The following is a 1712-nucleotide window of genomic DNA, read 5'->3' as shown; positions in this document are numbered from 1 at the left end:
GAGCGTACCTTCTCCCGAAGTTACGGTACAATTTTGCCTAGTTCCTTCACCCGAGTTCTCTCAAGCGCCTTAGTATTCTCTACCTGACCACCTGTGTCGGTTTGGGGTACGATTCGAAATAATCTGAAGCTTAGAGGCTTTTCCTGGAAGTATGGCATCAACAACTTCCACACCTTAGTGTGTCGTCTCGTATCTCAGCCTTAGAAACCCGGATTTGCCTAAGTTTCCAGCCTACATACTTTCACATGGACAACCAACGCCATGCTTGTTTAGCCTGCTCCGTCCCCCCATCGCAATTATTCCAAGTACGGGAATATTAACCCGTTTCCCATCGACTACGCCTTTCGGCCTCGCCTTAGGGGTCGACTCACCCTACCCTGATTAGCATGGGATAGGAACCCTTGGTCTTCCGGCGAGCGGGTTTTTCACCCGCTTTATCGTTACTCATGTCAGCATTCGCACTTCTGATACCTCCAGCATACCTCCCGGTACACCTTCAACAGCTTACAGAACGCTCCCCTACCCCGCGAATAAATTCGCAGCCGCAGCTTCGGTGGTATGTTTAGCCCCGTTACATCTTCCGCGCAGACCGACTCGACCAGTGAGCTATTACGCTTTCTTTAAAGGATGGCTGCTTCTAAGCCAACCTCCTGGCTGTCTGGGCCTTTCCACATCGTTTCCCACTTAACATACACTTTGGGACCTTAGCTGGCGGTCTGGGTTGTTTCCCTCTCCACGACGGACGTTAGCACCCGCCGTGTGTCTCCCGGATATTACTTATTGGTATTCGGAGTTTGCAAAGGGTTGGTAAGTCGGGATGACCCCCTAGCCTTAACAGTGCTCTACCCCCAATAGTATTCGTCCGAGGCTCTACCTAAATAGATTTCGGGGAGAACCAGCTATCTCCCGGTTTGATTAGCCTTTCACTCCTAGCCACAGGTCATCCGCTAGCTTTTCAACGATAGTCGGTTCGGTCCTCCAGTCAGTGTTACCTGACCTTCAACCTGCCCATGGCTAGATCACCGGGTTTCGGGTCTATACCCAGCAACTAAACGCGCAGTTAACGCTCGCTTTCACTACGGCTCCCCTAAATGGTTAACCTCGCTACTGAATATAAGTCGCTGACCCATTATACAAAAGGTACGCAGTCACAGAACGAATCTGCTCCTACTGCTTGTACGTATACGGTTTCAGGTTCTATTTCACTCCCCTCACAGGGGTTCTTTTCGCCTTTCCCTCACGGTACTGGTTCACTATCGGTCAGTTGGGAGTATTTAGCCTTGGAGGATGGTCCCCCCATATTCAGTCAAAGTTTCACGTGCTCCGACCTACTCGATTTCACTGTAAATAAGTTTTCGTGTACGGGACTATCACCCTGTATCGTCAAACTTTCCAGAATGTTCCACTAACTACATTACAGCTTAAGGGCTAATCCGATTTCGCTCGCCGCTACTTTCGGAATCTCGGTTGATTTCTTTTCCTCGGGGTACTTAGATGTTTCAGTTCTCCCGGTTCGCCTCACTTACCTATGTATTCAGTAAGTGATACCACTAAGTGGTGGGTTTCCCCATTCGGAAATCCTAGTCTCAAGCGCTTTTTACTAGCTTGACTAGGCTTATCGCAAGTTAATACGTCCTTCATCGCCTCCAACTGCCAAGGCATCCACCGTATACGCTTAGTCACTTAACCATACAACCCAAAATGGTTTGTAT

Annotated in this window: 1 rRNA gene; it reads right to left on the bottom strand. The window is 49.2% G+C overall.

The window, feature by feature from the left end:
• Positions 1-1689: ribosomal RNA gene (locus ACHSBP_RS16495) — 23S ribosomal RNA — on the bottom strand; the annotation flags it as partial.
• Positions 1690-1712 lie beyond the last annotated feature (23 nt).

This window comes from Pseudoalteromonas sp. XMcav1-K, from assembly GCF_044005875.1.
Classification (GTDB): Bacteria; Pseudomonadota; Gammaproteobacteria; order Enterobacterales; family Alteromonadaceae; genus Pseudoalteromonas; species Pseudoalteromonas spongiae.
The sequence above is the reverse complement of the archived record's forward strand: the minus strand, read 5'-3'. Positions and strand labels throughout refer to the sequence as shown.